Annotated in this window: 20 protein-coding genes and 1 riboswitch; of the genes, 10 read left to right on the top strand and 10 right to left on the bottom strand. The window is 73.8% G+C overall.

All coding sequences use genetic code 11. The features are described from left to right. The first annotated feature begins 247 nt into the window (after window positions 1-247). From lnt to glmS, 3 genes are all read left to right on the top strand, one after another. A complete protein-coding gene (gene lnt / locus ACFP3V_RS01960) occupies window positions 248-1,786 on the top strand; it encodes an apolipoprotein N-acyltransferase (protein WP_380578954.1) in 1,539 nt (512 codons plus the stop codon). 91 nt (window positions 1,787-1,877) lie between these two features. Next, window positions 1,878-2,153, top strand: coding sequence for a hypothetical protein (locus ACFP3V_RS01955; RefSeq protein WP_380578952.1), 276 nt, complete (start codon window positions 1,878-1,880; stop codon window positions 2,151-2,153). A 61-nt stretch (window positions 2,154-2,214) separates the two neighbouring features. Beyond that, the gene (glmS, locus tag ACFP3V_RS01950; RefSeq protein WP_380578949.1) at window positions 2,215-4,044 is read left to right on the top strand and encodes a glutamine--fructose-6-phosphate transaminase (isomerizing); all 1,830 of its coding nucleotides are present in this window, start codon (window positions 2,215-2,217) and stop codon (window positions 4,042-4,044) included. On the opposite strand, the gene ACFP3V_RS01945 is transcribed toward glmS, so the two are convergent. Together ACFP3V_RS01945 and ACFP3V_RS01940 are read right to left on the bottom strand one after the other, a co-directional pair. Beyond that, window positions 4,031-5,368: a GNAT family N-acetyltransferase gene (locus ACFP3V_RS01945; RefSeq protein ID WP_380578947.1), complete on the bottom strand. Its 1,338-nt coding sequence runs from the start codon at window positions 5,366-5,368 to the stop codon at window positions 4,031-4,033. The two genes, glmS and ACFP3V_RS01945, sit on opposite strands and share 14 nt — an antisense overlap. Window positions 5,369-5,710: 342 nt before the next feature. Next, window positions 5,711-6,484 (bottom strand): SGNH/GDSL hydrolase family protein, encoded by a 774-nt coding sequence (locus ACFP3V_RS01940; RefSeq protein WP_380578945.1) that lies wholly within the window; start codon window positions 6,482-6,484, stop codon window positions 5,711-5,713. 55 nt (window positions 6,485-6,539) lie between these two features. Continuing rightward, a riboswitch (guanidine-III (ykkC-III) riboswitch) is annotated at window positions 6,540-6,600 on the top strand. 35 nt (window positions 6,601-6,635) lie between these two features. Between ACFP3V_RS01940 and ACFP3V_RS01935 the strand changes: the two genes are divergently transcribed. The 3 genes from ACFP3V_RS01935 to ACFP3V_RS01925 all read left to right on the top strand — a co-directional run bounded on the left by ACFP3V_RS01935 (window position 6,636) and on the right by ACFP3V_RS01925 (window position 8,203). Beyond that, on the top strand, window positions 6,636-6,884 hold the full coding sequence (locus ACFP3V_RS01935; protein ID WP_380578943.1) for a CBU_0592 family membrane protein: 249 nt from the start codon (window positions 6,636-6,638) through the stop codon (window positions 6,882-6,884). A gap of 15 nt (window positions 6,885-6,899) precedes the next feature. After that, window positions 6,900-7,373, top strand: a complete 474-nt coding sequence (locus ACFP3V_RS01930; protein ID WP_380578941.1) for an SRPBCC family protein — start codon at window positions 6,900-6,902, stop codon at window positions 7,371-7,373. Window positions 7,374-7,489: 116 nt separating this feature from the next. After that, the gene (locus ACFP3V_RS01925; RefSeq protein WP_380578939.1) at window positions 7,490-8,203 is read left to right on the top strand and encodes a GntR family transcriptional regulator; all 714 of its coding nucleotides are present in this window, start codon (window positions 7,490-7,492) and stop codon (window positions 8,201-8,203) included. Here the strand turns inward: ACFP3V_RS01925 and ACFP3V_RS01920 are convergent. Then, window positions 8,137-9,354: an ROK family protein gene (locus ACFP3V_RS01920; protein WP_380578937.1), complete on the bottom strand. Its 1,218-nt coding sequence runs from the start codon at window positions 9,352-9,354 to the stop codon at window positions 8,137-8,139. The genes ACFP3V_RS01925 and ACFP3V_RS01920 overlap by 67 nt on opposite strands. Window positions 9,355-9,513: 159 nt before the next feature. Between ACFP3V_RS01920 and ACFP3V_RS01915 the strand changes: the two genes are divergently transcribed. Next, entirely contained in the window at window positions 9,514-9,891 is a 378-nt protein-coding gene (locus tag ACFP3V_RS01915) for a hypothetical protein (RefSeq protein WP_380578934.1), read from the top strand. Between the two features lie 20 nt (window positions 9,892-9,911). On the opposite strand, the gene ACFP3V_RS01910 is transcribed toward ACFP3V_RS01915, so the two are convergent. The 7 genes from ACFP3V_RS01910 to bioB all read right to left on the bottom strand — a co-directional run bounded on the left by ACFP3V_RS01910 (window position 9,912) and on the right by bioB (window position 19,364). Beyond that, window positions 9,912-11,090 carry a type ISP restriction/modification enzyme gene (locus ACFP3V_RS01910; protein ID WP_380578932.1) on the bottom strand — a complete coding sequence of 393 codons (1,179 nt, stop codon included), beginning with the start codon at window positions 11,088-11,090 and terminating at the stop codon, window positions 9,912-9,914. 362 nt (window positions 11,091-11,452) lie between these two features. Beyond that, the gene (locus tag ACFP3V_RS01905) at window positions 11,453-14,014 is read right to left on the bottom strand and encodes an ABC transporter permease (RefSeq protein ID WP_380578930.1); all 2,562 of its coding nucleotides are present in this window, start codon (window positions 14,012-14,014) and stop codon (window positions 11,453-11,455) included. Between the two features lie 17 nt (window positions 14,015-14,031). Continuing rightward, on the bottom strand, window positions 14,032-14,787 hold the full coding sequence (locus ACFP3V_RS01900; RefSeq protein ID WP_380578928.1) for an ABC transporter ATP-binding protein: 756 nt from the start codon (window positions 14,785-14,787) through the stop codon (window positions 14,032-14,034). A 38-nt stretch (window positions 14,788-14,825) separates the two neighbouring features. Further along, window positions 14,826-16,121 carry an MFS transporter gene (locus ACFP3V_RS01895; RefSeq protein WP_380578926.1) on the bottom strand — a complete coding sequence of 432 codons (1,296 nt, stop codon included), beginning with the start codon at window positions 16,119-16,121 and terminating at the stop codon, window positions 14,826-14,828. A 9-nt stretch (window positions 16,122-16,130) separates the two neighbouring features. Then, complete coding sequence (gene bioD / locus ACFP3V_RS01890; protein WP_380578924.1) at window positions 16,131-16,856, bottom strand: dethiobiotin synthase; 726 nt, start codon at window positions 16,854-16,856, stop codon at window positions 16,131-16,133. 139 nt (window positions 16,857-16,995) lie between these two features. Then, a complete protein-coding gene (locus ACFP3V_RS01885) occupies window positions 16,996-18,294 on the bottom strand; it encodes an adenosylmethionine--8-amino-7-oxononanoate transaminase (protein WP_380578923.1) in 1,299 nt (432 codons plus the stop codon). Window positions 18,295-18,302: 8 nt separating this feature from the next. Further along, window positions 18,303-19,364, bottom strand: coding sequence for a biotin synthase BioB (bioB, locus tag ACFP3V_RS01880; protein ID WP_380578921.1), 1,062 nt, complete (start codon window positions 19,362-19,364; stop codon window positions 18,303-18,305). 163 nt (window positions 19,365-19,527) lie between these two features. Between bioB and ACFP3V_RS01875 the strand changes: the two genes are divergently transcribed. The 3 genes from ACFP3V_RS01875 to ACFP3V_RS01865 are packed head-to-tail and all read left to right on the top strand — an operon-like array spanning window position 19,528 to window position 21,605. Continuing rightward, entirely contained in the window at window positions 19,528-20,244 is a 717-nt protein-coding gene (locus tag ACFP3V_RS01875; protein ID WP_380578919.1) for a hypothetical protein, read from the top strand. A 15-nt stretch (window positions 20,245-20,259) separates the two neighbouring features. Beyond that, a complete protein-coding gene (locus ACFP3V_RS01870; protein WP_380578917.1) occupies window positions 20,260-20,448 on the top strand; it encodes a hypothetical protein in 189 nt (62 codons plus the stop codon). After that, complete coding sequence (locus ACFP3V_RS01865) at window positions 20,445-21,605, top strand: 8-amino-7-oxononanoate synthase (RefSeq protein WP_380578915.1); 1,161 nt, start codon at window positions 20,445-20,447, stop codon at window positions 21,603-21,605. The genes ACFP3V_RS01870 and ACFP3V_RS01865 overlap by 4 nt, the downstream gene beginning before the upstream one ends. The last annotated feature ends 19 nt before the right edge of the window (window positions 21,606-21,624 follow it).

Here is a 21,624-nt window from a genome sequence, read left to right as displayed (position 1 = left end):
CGGCGCCGGCGGCGTCGAGCGCGCCGGCCGACCTGAACCGCTCCGCACACGGAGCATGCGCCTGACACGGCGGCTACCCCCGGAGGACGCGTCGAAGCCCTTGTCCTGTCCCGTCCCTGATGCCATGTCAGCACCTCCGCCGTCCAGACTGCGCCCGTCCCCGGCCCGGCGCAAACAGCGTGCTCGGCGGAGCCGAATCGAACAGACTGGGGCCTGTGCCGGAGGCCGGGTCGACAAGAGGAGAAGCGTGAGCGTTCTGGAGGCCGTCGCCGAGGCCGGCGCGACCCGGGCCAGGGGGTGGGCGGCTCCGGTCCTCGCCGCCGTCAGCGGCGCGCTGCCGCTGCTGGTCTTCCCGGCGCCGGGCTGGTGGTGGTTCGGCTACGTCTGCCTCGTGCCGCTGATGCTCGTGCTGCGGACCGCCTCCTCCGCCCGGCGCGCGCTGCTGCTCGGCTGGCTCGGCGGGATCGGCTTCCTGGTGGGGGTGATGAGCTGGCTGATCCCCACCCTCTCCGTCGCCATCCTGGTGCTCGCCGCGCTGCTCGGGCTGCTCTGGGCGCCGTGGGGCTGGCTGGTCTGGCGGCTGCTGCACGGCACACCGGACGGCGGCCGGGCCGCCGCCGCACTGGTGCTGGTGCCCAGCGGCTGGCTGCTCATCGAGACCGTCCGCTCCTGGCAGTACCTCGGCGGCCCCTGGGGGCTGCTCGGGGCGAGCCAGTACGCGCAGCACTTCGCGCTGCGCCTGGCCTCCGTCGGCGGGGTCTGGGCCGACAGCCTGCTCCTCGTCGCCGTCAACACCGCCCTCGTCGTGCTGGTCGCCGCCTGGGGGCGGTGCGCCGTGGCCTGGGGGGCGCTCCTCGCCATGGCGGCCTGCGTCGGGTCCGTGCTGCTGTGGGCGCCCGGCCCCCGGGCGACCGGACGCGGCGTCAGCGTCGGCGTGGTGCAGCCGGGCGTCATCGCCACGCCGGAGGCGCGGGCGGCGCGCGAGGAACTGCTGACCCGTCAACTCCTGGCCGCACACCCGGACATCGTGCTGTGGGGCGAGAGCAGCCTGAGCTACGACCTGACGGCCCGTCGGCGGCTGGCCGGGCAGCTGGCCGCGCTCTCCCGGCAGGCCGGCGCGGACCTGATGGTCGGCGTGGACGCCGAGCGGCCTGGCTCGAGCGGCGGCATCTACAAGAGCTCGGTGGTCGTCGGCCCGGACGGCCCAACCGGCCAGGTCTACGACAAGATCCGGCTCGTCCCCTTCGGCGAGTACATCCCGCTGCGCCCCGCGCTCGGCTGGATCGCGGACCTGTCCAAGGCCGCCGGCGTGGACCGGCGTCGAGGCACCGCACAGGTCGTGATGACCCTGCCCACCCGCGACGCGGGCCCCCTCCGCGTCGGCCCGCTCATCTGCTTCGAGTCCGCCTTCCCCGACATGAGCCGCGCGCTGGCCGAACGCGGCGCGCAGCTGCTGCTGGTCCAGTCCGCGACCTCCAGCTACCAGGACACGTGGGCTCCGGCCCAGCACGCCTCGCTGGCCGCCCTGCGCGCGGCCGAGACCGGACGTCCCGTCGTCCAGGCCACGCTCACCGGGGTCAGCACCGCCTACGACGCGACGGGCCGTCGGATCGGGGCGCCGCTCGGCACGGACCGGTCCGACACCGCCGTCTACACCGTTCCGCTGGCGTCCGGGCGGACCCTCTACGACCGCTGGGGGAACTGGCTGCCCGCTGCCAGTGTCGCGCTGGTGCTGCTGTGGGGACTCGGCTGGGCGGGCGTCAACCTGCGGAACCGGCGGCACTGAGCGCAGACTGAGAGGCGAACGGCTGAGATCCTGCCCGATTTCGGGCAGGAATCTTGGATGAGTGCCGGAGGTCTGCGTAGTGTCTCCCCTCGTGTCCCAGCCCGCGAACCCCCACGAAGACCTGCTGCTGCACCTGACCCGGACCACCACCCTCGGTCCCGGGGAGGCCGCCCGCGTGGTCGCGGACGTGCTCGCCTACTTCGGCGAGTCGACCGAGGCCTTCGTCCGGCGGCGGCACACGGAGCTGCAGGCGCGCGGGCTGACCAACGCGCAGATCTTCAGCCGTATCGGTTCCGAGCTGGCCCAGCGCCGCGTCAGCGCACCGGAACTGTCGGAGCGTCAGCTCCGCCGGATGATCTACGGATGATCCACGGATCACCCGCGCGTGATCCACGGCTGACCGGAGCAACAGGGCAGGAGAAGAACGTATGTGCGGAATCGTCGCCTACATCGGTCCCCGGGACGCGGCACCGATCCTGCTGGAGGGTCTCGCCCGGCTGGAGTACCGCGGCTACGACTCGGCCGGCATCGCCGTCGCCGCCAAGGGCAGCGCCGGCCTGAAGGTCCGCAAGCAGAAGGGCCGGGTCGCCGACCTGGCCGCCTCGGTCCCGGCCCGGTTCAAGGGCGGCACCGGCATCGGCCACACCCGCTGGGCCACCCACGGCGAGCCCAGCGACGCCAACTCCCACCCGCACCTCGACGGCGCCGAGCGCTTCGCGGTGGTGCACAACGGGATCATCGAGAACGCCGACGAGCTGCGCGCCAAGCTGCAGTCCGAAGGGGTGGTCTTCCGCTCCGAGACCGACACCGAGGTGCTCGCCCACCTGGTGGCCGCCCACGCCGTCGACGGCGCCGAGCTCGAGGACGCCGTGCGCGCCGCGCTCAAGCGCGTCGTCGGCACCTACGGCATCGCGGTGCTCGACGCGGAGCGCCCGGACCGGATCGTGGTGGCCCGCAACGGCAGCCCGATCGTCCTGGGCATCGGCGAGAAGGAGATGTTCGCCGCCTCCGACGTCGCCGCCCTGGTCCGGTACACCCGCCAGGTCGTCCACCTCGACGACGGCGAGCTGGCCACCGTCCGCGCGGACGGATTCAGCACCTTCACCCAGGACGCCCGGATCACCGCCAAGGAGCCGTCCACCGTGGACTGGGAGGAGGCCGAGTACGACACCGCCGGGCACGCGCACTTCCTGATCAAGGAGATCACCGAGCAGCCCGCCGCCGTGGAGCGGACCCTCTCCGGGCGCATCGACGAACGCTTCGCCACCGCGCACCTGGGCGGCCTCAACATGGACGCCCGCGAGGCCCGCGCCTTCCGCCGCGTGAAGATCCTCGGCTGCGGCTCCGCCTACTACGCCGGCGAGATGGGAGCCCAGCTGGTCGAGGAGCTCGCCCGCATCCCCGCCCACGCCGAGCCCGCCTCCGAGTTCCGCTACCGCAACCCGGTGATCGAGGCGGACACGCTCTACATCGCGGTCAGCCAGTCCGGCGAGACCTACGACACCCTGGCCGCGGTCCAGGAGGTCAAGCGCAAGGGCGGCCGGGTGCTCGGCGTCGTCAACACCGTGGGCAGCGCCATCGCCCGCGAGTGCGACGGCGGCGTCTACCTGCACGCGGGCCCGGAGATCTCGGTGGCCTCCACGAAGGCGTTCGTCTCCACCGTGGTGGCCTTCGCGCTGATCGCGCTGCACCTCGGTCGGGTCCACGACCTCTCCCCGGCCGACGGCGCGCGGATCGCTGCGGGACTGAAGGCGCTGCCCGGACAGATCCGGGAGGTCCTGGAGCAGGAGAAGGAGATCGCCGCGCTGGCCGCCAAGTACGCCCGGCACGAGGGCATGATGTTCGTCGGCCGGGTGCGCGGCTGGCCCGTCGCCCGCGAGGGCGCGCAGAAGCTCAAGGAGATCTCCTACGTCCACGCCGAGGCGTATCCCGCGAGCGAGTTGAAGCACGGCCCGCTCGCGCTGATCAGCCCGGAGCTGCCGACGGTCGCGATCGTCCCGGACGACGAGCTGCTGGAGAAGAACCTGACCACCATGGGCGAGATCCGCGCCCGCCGGGGCCAGGTCCTGATGGTGGGTCACACCCGCCCCGAGGCCAAGTTCACCGAGGACGTCATCCTGGTGCCGCGGAACGAGCCGGAGCTGGACCCGATCCTGCTGACCGTCCCGCTCCAGCTGCTCGCCTACCACGCGGCGGTCGCGCTGGAGCGGGACGTCGACAAGCCCCGGAACCTGGCCAAGAGCGTCACCGTCGAGTGACGGCCTCCTCCACGGCGGGCACCAGGTGGGCGGTGATCACCAGCACGCCCTCGTCCACCTGGTAGTCCAGCGGGACGCCCAGGGTGCGCAGGGTGGCGATCATGCCGCTGTTCGAGGAGGTCGTCACCGCGTAGACCTCCTCGATGCCGGCCTCCCGCGCCTGCTCGGTCAGCCGGCGGACCAGCTCGGCGCCGATGCCCCGGCGCTGCCAGGCGTCCTCGACCAGGACGGCCAGCTCGGCGCTCCCGTCGTCCCACATCAGGTGGCCGAGGGCGACGAGACGGCCGTCGGCCGCCTCGACGGCGAGGGTCTGGCCGTAGCGGGGCTCGAGCAGGTGGCCCAGGTACCGGTCCGCGTCGGCGACCGGCCCGTGGTAGCGCTTGCGCAGCGTCGCGGTGGAGCAGCGCTCGTGCATCGCCAGGGCGGCGGCCCGGTCCCCGGGCTCGGCCCGGCGGATGGCGACCTCGGGCCCCGCCGGGAGGCTGAGCACCTCGCGGTGCTCCGGGACGCGGACGCCGAGCTGCGCGTCCAGCGCGATCAGCGCCCGGGCGCGGGCGAACTCGGTGGGGGTGAACGGCGGCTGAGGACGCGTCAGCTCCAGATGGCCGCCGGAGGGGTCGCGCAGCCGCATGGTGGTGCCGTCCAGCTCGTCCTCGGCGAGCTCCGCGCCGGGCACCGAGCGGATCCGGCAGCGGCCGAACAACTGACGCAGCGCGAGGGGGAGTTCGGCGGCGTCGAGGGCGGTGCGGGTGGCCATGGTGAGGATCCGGGTCGGCACGTCCACCAGGTCGTGGGCGTCCGCGCGCTCCAGCCACACCTCGCTGCCCCCGGCCGCGACGACGGCGCGGGCGATCTCGCCCGCCTCCAGGGCGGGGCGGGCGCGGACGACGAACTCGTCGACGGTCTCGTCGGCGAGGGGGTGGGCCTGCATGCTCTGGATGTTGACGGGGAGGTCCGCCAGCGCGCGGCAGACGGTGGCGAGGCTGCCCGGGGTGTCCGCGACGGTGGCCCGGATCCGCCAGAGCACCGGCTCCTCCTCGGCGTCCTGCCCGTCGTGACCGGAGGCGTGCACGATCTCTCCGGGCCGCGAGCCCGGCCCGGGGCGCGGCGGGGAGCCGCCGTGGCGATGACTCCACCAGCTGTGCCACAGCGCGGTCGCGGCGAGGGCGGCGGCGGACGCCACGAGCAGGACCGGGCCGTCGTGCCCGTGCACGACCACGTTCGCGACCAGATCCGCGACGGCGACGGCCGCGAACACCGCGGCGAGCTCGACCGTGTCACGGCGCCAACGGTGCTTGGAGGTTGAGGATCCCGAAGTCTTCATGGAGACATCGTGCCGATCCGGTGTTTCCTGCCTACGAACGGATCATGACCCGTTCGTAAAGCTTCCCTTTCTCCCCAAAAGTCCTATTACTGCGCGCCCCCATCCGGCCGTGCCCCGCCCCCGGCGGGCCGATTCGCGGCGTTCCCGTCAGGGGACGGAGGCCTTCGGCGCCTGCCCGGTCGTGGCGGTCCGGCCGGCGTAGCGGTGCCCCGGATGGGGGCCTGCGCCGGGGGTTGCTGTGCCCCAGCCCGGCGGGCCGCTTCACGGCCCCCCGTCGTGGGTGGGGCAACCGCGGTGGCGCGGAGCGTTTCCCCGCGGGGCCGGGCCCGGCGGGTCAGAGGGCTACTCGACTGCCAGGAGTTCGGGGCGCTTCGGGGGGCGGTTGTCGCCGGAGGACTTGCCGGTGAGGCGGCGGAGGGCCCAGGGGAGGACATGGACGCGGAGCCAGCGCAGATCGCGGCGGAGGCGGACGGCCAGGGGTGCGGCGGCAGCCGCCGGCAGGGGCTCGCGCCAGTCGAATCGGGCGGGCAGCCCCAGTGCCTGGGCACAGGCCTCGGCCACGCGGCGGTGGCCCTCCGCGGACATGTGCAGCCGGTCCTCGTCCCACAGGCGGGGATCGTCGAAGCAGCGCGCCGTGAACAGGTCCACCACCACCGTGTTCGGGCGCCGCTCCAACTCGGCCACGGTCTCGTGCAGTTGGGCCAGCGCGGGCAGCATCCGCGCGCCGCCGCGCATCCGGCGCGAGGGGTCGATGGCGTAGAAGGTGAGCAGCGTGGCGCCCGAGGCGCAGAGCCGGTCGGCCGCCGCGAGCACCTGCGCCCGCACCCGGGCCAGGTCGCAGCCGGGGCGCATCATGTCGTTCAGCCCGCCGTTGAGCGTGACCAGATCCGTGCCCATCGCCGCCGCCGTGTCCACCTGGTCGGCCAGGATCTGGCCGATCAGCTTCCCGCGCACGCCCAGGTTCGCGTACCGGAACGGCTCCGGCGCGGCCGCCTCGGCGAGCCGTTCGGCCAGCCGGTCCGCCCAGCCGCGGAAGTGGCCGTCCGGCAGGACCTCGTCGCCCAGGCCCTCGGTGAAGGAGTCGCCCACGGCGACCATGCTCCGGATCTCGTTCATAGCCCGAACAGCATACCGGGCGGTATGTGCGCCCTCCGCCGCTCCGGACTCCGTGTGCGACCATGGGAGGACCCGGACGAGACGCGCCGTACCCGGTCACGACAAGACGACGCCTTCGAGAACCTGTCGAAAGAGTCGAGGAGCAGTCGCCGTGAACGAGCAGTTCGTGCAGATCGCCGGATCCGTCCTGGTGCTCATCCCCTTCGCCCTGGCCCAGGCCGGCCGGGTCAGCGCCCGGTCCCGCAGCTACCTGCTGTTCAACCTGATCGGCTCCGGCGCGCTCGCCGCCGACGCCGCGCTGACCGTGCAGTGGGGCTTCCTGCTGCTGGAGGGGACCTGGGCGGTGGTCTCCCTGCTGGGCCTGCTCGGCGTGCTGAAGGGCCGACAGCCCGCCCACTGACCCACACTGCCGGGCATGGGCCTGAACTTCGAACCGCACCGCTACCGCTTCCGCAGCTGCTGGGAGCTGCCCGCCGCTCCGCCGGACCTGGTCTACCGGGTGCTGGCGGAGCCGCTCGGCTATCCCGCCTGGTGGCCCGAGATCCGCCGGGTACGGCAACTGTCCGAGGACAGCGGGGAGATGACGTTCCGTTCGTTCCTGCCCTACGAGCTGCGGGTGCGCGTGCGGGCCACCCGCCAGGACCCCGCCGGGCGGGTTCTGGCCGCCCGCCTGGACGGGGATCTCGACGGCGGGACCCGCTGGACGGTGACCACCCGCGGGGACGGCGGCAGCGTCGCCGTCTTCGACGAGGACGTGGTGGTCCGCAAGCGGTCGATGCGCGTGCTGGCGCTGCCCGGAAGACCGGCATTCCGGGCGAATCACGCCGTGATGATGCGCCACGGCAGAGCCGGGCTCATCTCTTATCTCCGCGCCGTCCATTGGTCTTGACCAATGGATCGCCCTGCCCCTATCTTCGGGTTACTGCAACGTCCTTTAATAAATAAGGGCGAATAAAAGCGGCCCGCTGAACAGGGTCGGACCGGCTGCACACAGCGGAGGCACGGGTGGGGACCACGACGATCGACGCGCCGGCGGAGCCGAAGTACTGGCAGCTGCGCACGGTGCTGGTCCGGACGATCGAGGACGAGTTCCACCCCGGGGAGATCCTGCCCAACGAGCGCGAGCTGTCCGCCCGCTTCGGCGTGGCGCGGGCCACGCTGCGGCAGGCCCTCGACCAGCTGGAGCTGGAGGGCCGTCTGGTCCGCCGCCGGGGCATCGGCACGCTGATCGCCGCCCCGCGCATCGGCGTCCCGGTGGCCGAGCCCGGTGAGAGCTGGCGCATCGTCGACGGCGGCACCGTCAAGGCGACGACGGCCGTGGCCGACGCCCTCGGCCTGGAGGCCGGTGCTCCTGTGCACACGGTGCAGCGGGTGCGCATGACGGCCGGTCACATCGTGGGGACGGAGACCCTGTTCGTGCCTCCGGCGCTCGTGCCGCACATCCCGGGCTTCCTCAAGGAGACCAGCCGGGCCCGCGCCGTGCTCAAGCAGTTCCAGGCCCTGGAGATCGACGGCGAGCAGCGCTCGGTCGAGCTCGGGGTCGCCGAGGAGGAGCAGGCCCGCCTGCTGGAGCGCCCGCCGGGCATCCCGGTGCTGGTGCTGACGACCCGTTACCAGGCCGAGGGCGTGACGGTCGCGGTAGCGGTGTCCACCTACCGGGCCGACACCTGCCGGCTCACCTTCGGGGACTCCGGCGTCGAGGTCCGCGAGGCCTCCTGATCCACCGAGAAGAGCTGCTGCTCGGCGTGGTCCAGCGCGAGCCGGAGCGCGCCGGTGGCGATCGCCTCGTCGCCGAGGGCGGACAGCCGCACGTCCGGCGGCCGCAGGCAGAGCCGGGTCAGCTGCTGCCGCAGCGGCTCCAACACCCCGTCAAGTCCCGCCGCCCAGCCGCCGATCACGACCAGCTGCGGGTCGATCGCGAGCACCAGCGCGGCGACGTCCCGCACCAGCCGCTCCACGAAGCGCTGCCGCACGTCCAACGCCGCCTTGTCGCCCTGCTCGGCCAGCCGCAGCACCCGCTCCACCGCCGCCTCGTCCAGCGGGTCGCGCAGCCGACTGGCGGGGGAGGACAGCAGTTGGGCGGGCGCGTCCTCGCGGCCGAGCAGGTGCAGTGAGCCGATCTCACCCGCCGCGCCGCCGAAGCCGCGGTGCAGCCGCCCGTTGATGATCGAACCGGCGCCCGGGCTCAGCCCGGCCAGCACGTACACGACATCGTCCATGCCGACGGCGGCGCCCTGCCAGTGCTCCCCGATGGCGGCGAGGTTGGCGTCGTTCTCCACCATCACCGGGCAGCGGAAGCTGCGGCGCAGTCGCGCCCCGAGGTCGAGCCCGGTCCAGCCGTGCAGGGCCGTGCCGAGCCGGACCACGCCCTCGGCGTCGACCACGCCGGGGGTGCCCACGCCGACCGCCCAGAGCGTGTCGCGGGAGACGCAGCAGCGGCGCAGCAGTTCGGCCACGGTCGCGCGGACCAGGGAGAGCCGCTCCTCGGCCTCGGTCGACTCGTCGATGGCGCGGGCGTAGGCGCCGAGCGTCTGCCCGGTCAGGTCGGAGACGACGGCGCGGATGCCGTGGGTGCCGATCTCGACGCCGAGCAGGTGGCCGGCCTCGGCGCGGAAGCGGTAGTGGCGGGCGGGCCGCCCGCGCTGCCGGGTGCTGTCGGTGCGACCGGCCTCCGCGGCCGGGTCCACCTCGACGACGAGGCCGCTCTCGCTCAGGCCCTCGATCACGCCCTCGACGGTGGGCCGGGACAGCCCCGTCTCACCGACCAGTTGGGTGAGCGTCAGCACGGCGCCGTCCCGGAGGGCCCGCAGCGTCACGGCCGAGTTGATCCGCCGCAGCAGCGAGGAGTCTCCGCCGGTGAGCTGTGACAACGCCGCACCCTTCCGTTCCGGACCGGTACAAGGACCTCCCGGGCGACGCTGCCGGGGAGGTATGGCGGATGCTATCCGGGCGAGCCCCCGGCCGCGAGCGTTTGTGCAGCTCAGCGATTGCTTCGGTATCAAAAGGCAATACCCGCGTATCGTCCGGGCATGGACAACATCGGTGCACCTCGCGTCCTGGTCGTCGGGCTCGATCCGTATCGGGTGCCCGGGCCGTGGGATCCCGAGCCGGTCGCCCGGGGGATCGAGGAGGGACTGGCCAAGTTCGCCGAGCACGGTGTGGGGGTGGAGACCTGCCTGTTCGGGCTCGACGGAAGCGACGACGTGGAGGCGGTCGTCGGCGAGGCGCTACGGAGCCGTCCGTGGGAGTGCGTCACGGTGGGCGGCGGGCTGCGGCACTCGGACGATCAGGTCGAACTCCTGGAGCTGGTGGTCAACCTGATCCGGCGCCACGCACCCGGCGCGGCCATCGCCTTCAACAGCACCCCGGCCACCACCTACGAGGCGGCCGCCCGCTGGATCGAGTGACGCAGCCGTCGCGCAGGGGCTCAGAGCAGGACGAACTGGCCCTCCGGGCCTTCCTCCTGGTGGTCCAGGACGGAGGCGGGACGGGCGGCGGCAGCGGGAGCCGGCAGAATGCCCGCGCTGCGCAGTTCCTCCGCGGTGATGCCGTCCGCCTCGCCCGCGGCCGCGGTCAGCTCGGCCTGGGCCGGGTGGAGGGCGGTGACGGCGGCGAGCACGGTGAGCAGTTCGACGAGATCGGCCGTCGACTGCTGCGGCCAGCCGACCAGTCCCAGCGCCTCGAGGGTGCCCGGCTCGGCGGCGTGGTGGGCGGTGCGCTCGGCGAACCACGCGGCGACTGAGGGGTGGGCGGCGACGGTGGCGGGCACGGGGGAGATCCGGCCCTCGTTCCCGAGCAGCAGGGTCCCGGTCTCCACCTCGTAGTCCGGCTCGCTCGGCGTCCAGCGGGAGTTGACGGGCTGTCGGACGTAAGGCCGGCGCCCGCCGGGGAGCCGGGGGCGGTCGGCGGCGAAGCGGTGCGCGGCCAGGACCTGGCGCCCCAGATCCAGCCCCCGCGCCCAGAGTGCGGAGTCCCGGGGCAGGGGGACCTCGACGTCGTCCGCGCCGAGGGCGGCTGCGGCGGGGTGGGCGGTGACGGCGGCGATCCAGGCGAGGACGTCGGAAGCGGAGACGGGAGAGTCCAGCCGCGCGGTCAGACAGTCCGTCAGGCCGGGCGCGAGGTTGGGCTCCTGGCCCCCGGGGCGGCGGAAGAACGGGAGGGTGACCGTTCCGAGCGGGGGCTCGGCCGAGAAGGCGACCTCCGGTCCGGGGAGCAGCTGGACGAAGACCTGGTGGCGGTCGGCGACCCGCCACAGCTCCGGCCGCGGCTGGTCGAGCAGGCGGGCGTCCGGCAGCAGCCACTGCCGGTCGAAGGCGCCCACGCGGACGCGGACCGGGGCCGGGCAGTCGCCCAGGCCGAGCGAGAGCCGGTGGGTGGGGGTCGCCTGACCGGGGAGCTGTGCCACCCCACTGGTCAGCCTGCGGCTGCGGCTGACCCGGAACAGACGGGCCCGGTCCGGCTCTTCGGCCTCGGCGAGCCGCTGCCATCTGGCCCGCACCACCTGCGGCGCGACGCCCCGCACCCACTCCCGACCGGTACGAATCCCCTGGACCTGCCATGGCAGCAGCGCTCGCAACCCGGGGCCCCGATTCCTCACGCAGCCCATGCTAGACGCCCCGTCAGGGGCGCGAGGATCCCCCACCCTTCGGGCGGGAGATGCCCCCGGCGCGAGCAACACACCACCCAGGGAGGTCCGGCCTCGTGTGCGGGACGAACCTCCCTGGGTGGTGTGTTGCTCGCGCAGTTCCTCGCGCCCCTGCGGGGGGGCGCTGTCAGTGGGGAGGCGTAGCGTCGAAGGATGGACGGTGAACTGGCGTACCAGACAAGTGAACTGAGGGCCTGGGTGGCCTTCCTGCTGGACCATCTGCGGGGCCATCGCGACGCGCCACCGGGGCTCTGGGCGTCCGCGGAGCGCCTGCNCTCGACGGCGTCGAGCCCGAGCTCCTCGGCGGAGCCGAGGAGTTGGCGTTACTCGTGCGCGATGGCGTCCAGTACGTTGAGGCGGGAAGCCCTTAGCGCCGGGCCCAGGGCGGCCACCAGGCCCACCGCCGCCGCGCCTACCACGACGGCCAGGACGGTGGACCAGGGCACCGACAGGGTCTGCATCCCCTTGAGCGCGAGCAGCCGCTGCGCCGTCAGTCCCCAGACCAGCCCGAGGCCCAGGCCCAGCACCGCGCCGAACAACGAGATCACCACGGCCTCCAGCCGTACCATCCGCCGCAGTTGGCGGCGGGCGAGGCCGAGGGCGCGGAGCAGGCCGATCTCGCGCGTCCGTTCCACCACCGAGAGCGCGAGCGTGTTCACCACGCCCAGGATGGCGATGACGATGGCCAGTCCCAACAGCCCGTAGACCAGGTTGAGCAGCACGTCGATCTGACCGCGGATCAGCTTCTTGAAGTCGGCCTGGTCGCGTACCTGCACCTGCGGGTACTGCGCCACCGCCGCCTTGAGGGCTGCCTTGACCCGGGCCTTGTCCTGCCCGTGCGCCGCGTTGACGAAGACCACGTCGTCGAGCACCCCGGGCTGGTACCGGTGCAGCGTCGCCGTGCCGAGGACCGGTTCGTCGCCCAGGCCGCCCGGGGTGGTGTCGGTGACGTCCACCGCGCCGACCCTCAGCGTGGCCAGGGTCCCGTCGCCGAAACGCAGTTGGACCCGGCTGCCCAGGGTCAGCCCGTGCTGGTCCGCGTAGTGGGAGCCGATCATCACCGCGCCCGGGGCGGTGCCGGCGGCCACCGAGCCCTGCCGGAGCTCGATGCGCACCATCTTCTCCAGGCCCGGTCCCGTCCCGACGACGGTCGTGTTCCTGCCGCCGGGCAGCAGCGCCGCCCGGGTGGCCTGGCCGCGGACGGCGGCCCCCACTCCGGGCACCGCCGCCACCGCGTCGCCCACCTGCGGCGGGAAGGGGCGGCCGACACCGTTCTGGACGATGAAGTCCGCGCCGATCGTCTTGTCCACCTGCGCGTCGAAGGAGGCCGCCATGGAGGCGCCCACCACCGACAGCGCGGCCACCAGGGCCAGACCGATCATCAGGGCCGAGGCCGTCGCGCTCGTCCGCCGGGGGTTGCGCAGCGCGTTGCGCTGGCTCATCACGCCGACGCTGCCGAAGACGCGGGGGAACCAGCCGCCCACCACCCGGATCACCGGTGCCGCCAGCAGCGGCCCGACCGCGATCAGCCCCAGCAGCGACAGCAGCACACCGGCGCCGAGCCAGATCGCCGCCTGCCCCGCCGAGGAGGAGGCCGCCGCCAGGGCCAGCCCCGCCGCTCCGAGCAGCAGCACCGCGCCGCCGAGCAGCGCCCGGCGCCGCAGCGGTGCGCCGCGGCCGGGCAGGTCGGCCTCCCGCAGCGCGGCCATCGGCGAGATCTGCGCCGCGCGCCGGGCCGGCAGGTAGGCCGATACCGCGGTGACGATCACCCCGACCGCGTAGGAGGCGACGAACGTAGGCCAGCGGAACGCGAGTTCGCTGCCCTTGAGCTCCATCCCGGCCCCGGCGATCAGCCGGATCAGCCCGAGCGCCAGCGCCAGCCCGAGCAGCAGCCCCAACGTGGAGCCGAGCAGCCCGAGCAGCACCGCCTCCACCAGCACCGAGCGGTTCACCTGCTCCCGGCTCGCGCCCAGGGCCCGCAGCAGCCCCAGCTCCCGGGTGCGCTGCGCCACCAGCATGGAGAAGGTGTTGAGGATGAGCGTGATCCCGACCAGGACCGCGATCCCGGCGAAGCCCAGCAGCGCGTCCTTGAGGACGGAGAGGAAGCTGCCCAGCCGCTGCGCGGAGTCCTTGGCCGTCTGCGCGGCGGTCTTGACGTCGTATCCGCTGCCCACGGCCGCGGCGATGCGGCCGCGCAGCACGTCGTGGGAGACGCCCGCAGCGGCCGTGGCGTCCACCGAGGTGAACACGCCGGGCCGGCCGAGCAGTCGGGTCTGGGCCGTCGCCGTGTCCAGGAAGACCAGGGTCGCGCCGGGGTTGGTGGTGTTGAAGGTCGCGATGCCGACCAGCCGGACCGGGAAGCGGCCCGTGGCCGTGATGACCGCGAGCTGCTGACCGAGCGTCAGGTGGTGCTTGTGGACGGTGTCCGCGTCGACGACCGCCTCGTCCGTGCCGTGCGGGGCGGTCCCGGAGCTGAGGTCCACCGGGGAGTTGGGGCGGAGCTGCCAGTTCAGGCCGATCGTCGGGGCGCCGCCGACCGCGCCGATGTCGTGGTTCGCGGCGTCGGTGAGAGTGACGCCCGGGACGGAGACCCGTCCCAGCGACTGCCGGACCCCCGGCACCGCCGCCACCCGCCCGACCAGCGCGGCGGGCACGGTCGGGACGACGCCGGAGAAGTTCTGGCCCTGGCTGCTCTCCAGGTCGTCGTGCGGGGTCACCGTGACGTCCGCCGAGGTGGACCGGAACAGCCGGTCGAAGGTGGTGCCGATGGTGTCGGTGAACAGCAGCGTCCCCGCGACGAAGGCCACCGAGAGGACCACGGCCAGCAGGGACAGGAACAGCCGCCCCTTGTGGGCGAGGAAGCTGCGCAGGGTCGCCTTGAGCATGGTGTCCTGACTCCGGGTCAGCTGGTCCGGGGGCCGTCGAAGCCGCTCATCCGGGCGAGCACGGCATCGGCGGTCGGCTGGTCGAGGCGGTCGACCAGGCGGCCGTCCGCGAGGAAGAGCACCAGGTCGGCGTAGGAGGCGGCGGCCGGGTCGTGGGTCACCATCACCACCGTCTGGGCGAGTTCGTCGACGCTGCGGCGCAGGAAGCCGAGCACCTCGGCCCCGGCCCGGGAGTCCAGGTTGCCGGTCGGCTCGTCGGCGAAGATCAGCTCGGGCCGGGCGGCCAGCGCCCGGGCGACCGCGACCCGCTGCTGCTGGCCCCCGGACAGCTCGTGCGGCCGGTGCCGCAGCCGGTCCCCGAGGCCGAGCGTCTCCACGACCTGGCGCAGCCAGGCCGGGTCGGTGCGGCGGCCCGCGATGTCGGCCGGCAGGGTGATGTTCTCCTCGGCGGTGAGCGTCGGCAGCAGGTTGAAAGCCTGGAAGACGAAGCCGACCCGGTCGCGGCGGAGCCGGGTCAACTGCCGGTCCCCGAGCCCGGTCAGCTCGGTGTCGCCGATCCAGATCTGCCCGGAGGTCGCCGTGTCGAGGCCCGCCAGACAGTGCATCAGCGTGGACTTGCCGGAGCCCGAGGGCCCCATGATCGCGGTGAAGCGCCCGCGCTCGATCACGACATCCACCGCGTCCAGCGCGACCACCCGCGTGTCCCCCTGGCCGTAGGCCTTGGTCAGTCCGAGGGCGCGTGCCGCCGCACGGCCGTCCGCTGCGTCCACCATGTGCCCAGTCTCCACGCCCGCGCCGCGCCCCACATCCGTCAGGCGGGCGAGAGCGCCCCTGAGTCCGCCTCCGGGCGGGGCACGTCACGCATCCGCCCCAAGGGGGAGAACAGGACCCAGAATCCGGCCAGGCCCGCGCCCGCGGAGCAGATCCACACGGTGGCGTGCAGCCCGGCCCAACTGCCGAGCGCGCCGCCGAACAGCGCGCCGAGCGGGAGCGTGCCCCAGACCAGCCAGCGGATCGAGGCGTTCATCCGGCCCGCCAGGCCCGGCGGGCAGATGGCCTGCCGGTAGGAGACCTGGGCCGTGTTGTAGAGGATGCCCGAGGCGTTGAGCTGCGCCAGCCCGAGCGCGAAGAGCAGCAGTCCCCAGCCCGGCCCGGCGAGCGGGAGCAGCAGGTTGAGCGGGGCGGGCAGCAGCATCGCCATCCAGATGATGCGGGCCGAGCCGATCCGGCGCGAGAGGCGGCCGGACAGGGCCCCGCCGACGATCGCGCCGATCGCCCCGGCGCTCAGCACCGCGCCGGTCTCGGCCGTGCTCGCGTGCAACTGCCGGATCAGATAGACGACTTCGACCGCGGTCAGACCGGCGAGGAAGAGGTTCGCCGTGGCGGTGCAGGCCACGATGCGGCGCAGCACCGGGTGCCGGACGACGAAGGACAGCCCCTCGCCCATCGCCGCGCGGAAGCCGACCCGGGCGGCGCCGGGTTCCGGGCGCGGCTCCGGGCTGCGGATCAGCCCCAGCGCGAGCACGCTGACGGCGTAGGAGGCCGCGTCGGCGGCCACCGCCCGGGCGGCGCCGACCAGTCCGCTGAGCGCGCCGCCGAGCGACGGGCCGACCAGGCCCGCGAAGGCCGCGGTGACGCCCAGCTTGCCGTTGCCGTCCATGAGTTGCTCGTGGGGGATGAGCGACGGCAGGTAGCTCTGGTAGGCGACGTCGAAGAAGACCGACAGGACGCCCACGCCGACCGCCACGACGTAGAGCTGCCAGAGCGGCACCGCACCCCGCAGGACGGCGGTCAGCGGGACCGAGGCCAGCAGGACCATCCGGCCCACGTCGCAGCAGATCATCAGGGTGCGTCGGCGGAGCCGGTCGACGACGACCCCGGCCGGCAGCGACAGCAGCAGGAACGGCAGCCGCCCGGCCAGGCCCAGCATCGCCACCGCGAAGGTGGACGCGTGCAGCACGGTGACCGCCAGCAGCGGCAGGACCAGGGCGGTCACCTCGGAGCCCAGCTCGCTGACGGACTGACCGCCCCACAACAGCAGGAACGAGCGGTGACGCCAGAGCGAAGGCGCCGCCGAGGGCGGTGAGCTGACGGTCAGTTCGGACACGGAGACTGTCTACACGAGCTGCCACGTCCCGCCAAGGGCGGGCGCGAGGGCGGCCCGGGCCCCTGCGAGGAAGTCCGGTGCGTCCGGAAGTCCGTGGGGTACCGCCCCGAGCAGGGGTGCTCCGGCAACGCGGGGGAGGTCGGTCAGATTGCAGCGGGTCGCGAGGTCGGGCTCGGCGGGCATGGAGCCGATGACCAGGCCGCGCAGCGGGATGCCGCGCGCCTGCAGGGCCTCGGCGGTGAGCTGGGTGACGTTGAGGGTGCCCAGACCGGCCGTGACGACGACCAGGGCGGAGGCGGAAAGCCCGTGCGAGGTCAGGGCCTTGGGCACGTCGGCGAGGCTGTGCCCGTGCTCGTCGTAGTGAACGAGGAGGCCGCCGGCGCCCTCGACGAGGACCAGGTCGTGGGAGGCGGCGAGCCGGGCCGCCTCGGCGGCGATCTCCTCGGGCCCGATCGTCGGCAGGCCGCTGCGTGCGGCGGCGGTGGCGGGAGCGAGGGGGTCGGGGTAGCGCGCCAGCTCACTGGTCGTCACGGGACCCGCCAACCGGAGGACTTCGGCGAGGTCGCCCGGTTCCCCGGGAGCCATGCCGGTCTGCCCGGGCTTGAGCACGGCCACCTTCCGCCCGGCCGCGAGGGCGAGCGCGGCGACCGCCGCGGTGACGACGGTCTTGCCGATCTCGGTCCCCGTACCGGTCACGAGGACGACGGTGGGATCCATGTCGGGGGTGTGGCCCATGTTGTGCAGTCTCCTTCAGTCGCACCACCTCAGGGGCGCGGGGAACTGCGCGAGCAACCCACCACTCACGGAGGTCCGTCCCGCACATGGGGGCCGGACCTCCCCGGGTGGTGGGCTGGTCGCGCAGTTCCCCGCGCCCCTAAAGGACGATGGTTGCCGTGGCGGCGAGAACTCCTCGGCAGATCGTGGCCAGGTCCTCGTCCGAGGTGAGGTACGGGGGCATCGTGTAGACGAGGTCGCGGAAGGGGCGCAGCCACACACCCTCGCGTGCCGCCGCCCTCGCCGCGGCGGGGACGTCGACCTCGGCGTCCAACTGGACGACGCCGATCGCGCCCAGCACCCGCACGTCCTTGACGCCGGGCAACTCCCGTGCCGGCGCGAGCCCTTCCGCCAGGCCGGCCTCGATCCGCTTGACCTCCGTGCGCCAGTCCTGCCCGAGCAGCACGTCCAGCGAGGCGTTCGCCACCGCGCACGCCAGCGGGTTGCCCATGAACGTCGGCCCGTGCGCCAGCACCGGTACCGCGCCGCCGCTGATTCCCTCGGCGATCTCCGTCGTGCACAGCGCCGCGGCGAGCGTCAGGTAGCCGCCGGTCAGCGCCTTGCCCAGGCACATCACGTCCGGGGAGACCCCGGCGTGGTCCGCCGCGAACAGCGCGCCCGTGCGGCCGAAGCCCGTGGCGATCTCGTCGAAGACCAGCAGCAGCTCGTGGGCATCGCACAACTCCCGGAGGACCCGCAGCAGTTCGGGTGAGTGGAAGCGCATCCCGCCCGCGCCCTGGACCACCGGCTCCACGATCACCGCCGCCGACTCCGCCGCGTGGCGGGCCAGCAGGGCATCCAGGTGGGCCACGTACGCCGGGTCCAGCGGCCGGTCGAAGCCGTCCGGCGGGGCGTCCGCGAAGACCTGGCGGGGCAGCACGCCACGCCAGAGGTGGTGCATGCCGCCCTCGGGGTCGCAGACCGACATCGGGTGGAAGGTGTCGCCGTGGTAGCCGCCGCGCCAGGTCAGCAGCTTGTGCTTCTCCGGGCGTCCGCGTGAACTCCAGTACTGCAGGCACATCTTGGCGGCGACCTCGACGGAGACCGAGCCCGAGTCCGCGAGGAAGACGTGCTGCAGCGGCTCCGGGGTCAGCTCCACCAGCCGGGTCGCGAGCCGTACGGCGGGCTCGTGGGTGAGCCCGCCGAACATCACGTGCGCCATCCGGCCGAGCTGGTCGGTGACGGCGGCGTCCAGCACCGGGTGGCGGTAGCCGTGGATGGCGGCCCACCAGGAGGACATGCCGTCGATCAGCTCGTCCCGGCCCTCGACCGGCCGGCCCAGGCGCAGCCGGACGCCCTCCGCCGCCTCGACGACGAAGGGATCGGACCGGCCGGGCATCGGCCCGTACGGGTGCCAGACGTGGGCCCGGTCGAGGGCCAGGAGCTGATCGGGCGTCATCTGCGGGGTCACGCGTTGGGCGGCAGGTCGGTCCCGGCGCCACGGCGGCGCACCACGGCGGCCTCGGCGCGGTCGCGGGGCAGCGTCGCCTCGTCCGCGCCCTCGACCGTGAAGCCCGCGTCGGCGATCATGTCGAGGTCGGCCTGGCCCGCCTGGCCCTCGCTGGTCAGGTAGTCGCCCAGGAAGATCGAGTTGGCCAGGTGCAGGGCGAGCGGCTGCAGCGTGCGCAGGTGCACCTCGCGGCCGCCGGCGATGCGCACCTCGACGTCCGGGAAGACGAAGCGGACCATCGCCAGGATGCGCAGGCAGCGCTGCGGGGTGAGGTTCCACTCCTTGGCCAGCGGGGTCCCCTCGAAGGGGATCAGGAAGTTGACCGGAACCGAGTCCGGGTTGAGCTCGCGCAGCGCGAAGACCACGTCCACCAGGTCGGCGTCGCTCTCGCCCATGCCCGCGATCAGGCCCGAGCATGCGGACAGGCCCGCGGACTGGGCCTGCTGGACCGTGTCGACCCGGTCGGCGAAGTCGTGGGTGGAGCAGATGTCGCCGTAGGTGTTCTCGGAGGTGTTCAGGTTGTGGTTGTACGCGTGCACCCCGGCTTCGCGGAGCCGGTCGGCCTGGCCGTCGGAGAGCAGGCCGAGACACGCGCAGATCTCCACCCGCTCGTCCGCCTCCTTGATGGCGGCGATGGTGTCGGCCACCCGCTCCACGTCCCGGTCGGTCGGGCCGCGGCCGCTGGCCACGAGGCAGACGCGCTTGGCGCCGCCCGCGACTCCGGCCCGGGCGGCCTCGGCGGCCTGCTCCGGCTTCAGCCAGGTGTACTTGAGGATCTCGGCCTTGGAGCCCAGCCGCTGGGAGCAGTAGGAGCAGTCCTCCGGGCAGAGCCCGCTCTTCAGGTTGACCAGGTAGTTGAGCTTGACCCGGCGTCCGAAGTAGTGGCGGGGCAGCCGGCCGGCCGCCGCGACGACGTCGAGCAGTTCGTCGTCGCCGGAGGCGAGGACGGCCAAGGCTTCGTCGCGGGTGGGCTGTTCGCCGGCGAGGCCCTTGGCGACCAGGGAGTCGAGAAGATCCATGGTGCAGATGCTTCCCTCCCGCGCCCCTGTCGCGCCATGTCGGAAGTCACCAGAACTGACGGAGCGAAACCTGCCGGGTTGTGACAGAAGCCGCAGATCGCCGTGTGTTCCATGGCACACCCGAGTGTTGACCTCTCAAGATCGCGTCTTAGACTCTGCTGCCATGACGAGCAGGGGGGAACCCGAACCCAACGAGCGAACGGGCGTGCGGCGCCCCCGGACCGCGGCGATGCTGACCCTGCTCGTGGCCGCCGCCGGCGTCGCCACCTGGGCCGAGGTCCACTACGCCGCCCCGACGCACAGCAGCGTCGCCGCCGGTGGGCAGGGCAGCGTCTCCCAGGACGCCTTCGCCGCCTCCGGCTCGCTGTCCGCGCCCGCCGCCGCGACCGCCCTGCCGGACGTCGACCAGGTCCTGCCCGGCCGGTTGAGCACTCCCGCCACGGCCACCAGCCCCGACGGCTACCGCGCCACCCGCTACGCCGCCACCGCGGGCCAGTGCGCCGCCGGCCTCGCCGCGACCGCCACGGCCGGGGTGCGCACGCCGTGTCTCGGCTCGTTGACCGCCTCCTACGTCAGCGACGACCACGCCGTCGTGTCCTCGGTGACGGTGCTGATGTACCCGGACGCGGCCACCGCACGGAAGGCCGCCGCCGCCGTGGCCGCGACCGACGTCGTCTTCCAACTCCCCGGAGCGGCGCTGCCCGCGGTGGTGGCGCCCGCCGGTCCCGTCCCGGAGTTCCACGCGGCGGCCGTGGGCCGCTTCGTGACGGTCGTTCAGACCGCCCGCGCGGACGGCAGCACCGCCGCGCACGACCCGCTGCTGACCACACCGACGTGGTTTCTCTCATACACGGCAGGGGACGCACTGCTCTGGTCCTAGGCATACCGTGGCCTCATGCCTGACGACCCATACTGCGCGACCCCGCGACCCGCGGACGCCCCCGCACCCGCCCGGCCCGGTGAGCCGATGGCCGACTGCGTCCTGTGCGGCGAGCCCACCGAGTACCCCGCGGACGCGCCCGGCGCGCCGCAGTGCCCCCGGTGCGAGTGGCAGCAGGCGCAGCGCGGAGCGTGTTCCGGATGACCGCGCCGGTCCGGGTCCGCGACCCCTTCGCCTGGCTGGCCCAGGCCGACCGGGACCGGCGTGAGGCCGGCCTGGTGCGCGCCGTCAGGCCCCGCCCCGCCGAGTCCGGCCTGCTCGACCTGGCGAGCAACGACTACCTCGGCCTGGTCCGCCACCCCCGGGTGACCGAGGCCGCCGCCGACGCCGCCCGCCGCTGGGGCGGCGGCAGCACCGGCTCCCGGCTGGTCACCGGTTCCACCGAACTGCATGCCGAACTCGAGCGGGAGCTGGCCGAGTTCACCGGCGCGGAGGCCGCCCTGGTGTTCTCCTCCGGATACACCGCCAACCTGGCCGCGCTCACCGCGCTCACCGGGCCCGCCCACCTGATCGTCTCCGACGCGCAGAACCACGCCTCGCTCATCGACGGCTGCCGACTGGCCCGGGCCCGCGTCGAGCGGGCGCCGCACCGCGACCCGGTGGCCGTGGCCGCGGCCCTCGCCTCGCGCCCCGAGCCGGAGGCGCTCGTGGTGACCGATGCCGTCTTCTCCGTGGACGGCGAGGCCGCGCCGCTCGCGGAGCTGGCCCGGGTCTGCCGCGCCCACGGCGCCGCGCTGCTGATCGACGACGCCCACGGCATGGGCGTCCTCGGCCCCGGGGGCAGCGGCAGCACCGCGGCCGCGGGCCTGGCCGGCGGCCCGGACGTGGTGACCACCATCACGCTGTCCAAGTCCCTTGCCGCGCAGGGCGGTGCGGTCCTCGGTCCGCGCCGGGTGATCGACCACCTGGTCCAGGCGGCACGCACCTTCATCTTCGACACCGGACTCAACCCGGCCGCCGTGGGCGCCGCCCTGGGAGCCCTCCGGCTGCTGCGCGAGGAGCCGGAGCGCGCCGAGCGGGCCCGCGAGGTGGCCCGGCTGCTCTCGGAGCGGCTGGCCGCCGCCGGGCTGGCGGTGAGCGAACCCGAGGCCGCGGTCGTCTCCGTCCGCGCGCCCTCCCCGGAGGCGGCGGTGGCCTGGGCGGCGGCCTGCCGGGACGCGGGCCTGGCGGTCGGCTGCTTCCGGCCGCCGTCCGTTCCGGACGGCATCTCCCGGCTGCGGCTCACGGCGCGGGGCGACCTCACCGGCCGTCAGATCGACTTCGCGGTGGGCGTTCTGGCGGCGGTGAGTTCCGGAGGCTGACGCTCCCGGCAGCCGCCGG

This window comes from Streptacidiphilus monticola (assembly GCF_042658505.1).
In the GTDB taxonomy this organism is placed as follows: Bacteria; Actinomycetota; Actinomycetes; order Streptomycetales; family Streptomycetaceae; genus Streptacidiphilus; species Streptacidiphilus monticola.
This window is presented reverse-complemented; position numbering and strand designations above follow the sequence as displayed.